We start from the raw sequence: 220 nt of genomic DNA, 5'->3' as shown, positions 1-220 counted from the left end.
CCAGGCTGAGGAAGAGGCCCAGCGCCGCGCGGTCCGCGAGGCCGCCGAACGCGCCGAGCGCGAAGCCGCCGAGGCCCGCCGCAAGGCCGAGGACGAGCGTCATCGCCACGAGGACGAAGCCAAGCGGAAGGCCGAGACCGAAGCCAAGAAGCGTTTTGGCGAAGGCGAGCAGCCTTCTGCCGCACGTCCCGCAACGGCAGCTCCGTCCGCTCCTGCGCCG

General features: G+C 72.7%; 1 protein-coding gene. It reads left to right on the top strand.

Features of this window, described 5'->3' with window-relative positions:
• Positions 1-220 (top strand): hypothetical protein (locus CWO91_RS42570; RefSeq protein WP_130221208.1); only part of this gene is annotated, 220 nt, incomplete at both ends.

This window comes from Bradyrhizobium genosp. SA-3 (genome assembly GCF_004212635.1).
Taxonomy (GTDB): Bacteria; Pseudomonadota; Alphaproteobacteria; order Rhizobiales; family Xanthobacteraceae; genus Bradyrhizobium.
This window is presented reverse-complemented; position numbering and strand designations above follow the sequence as displayed.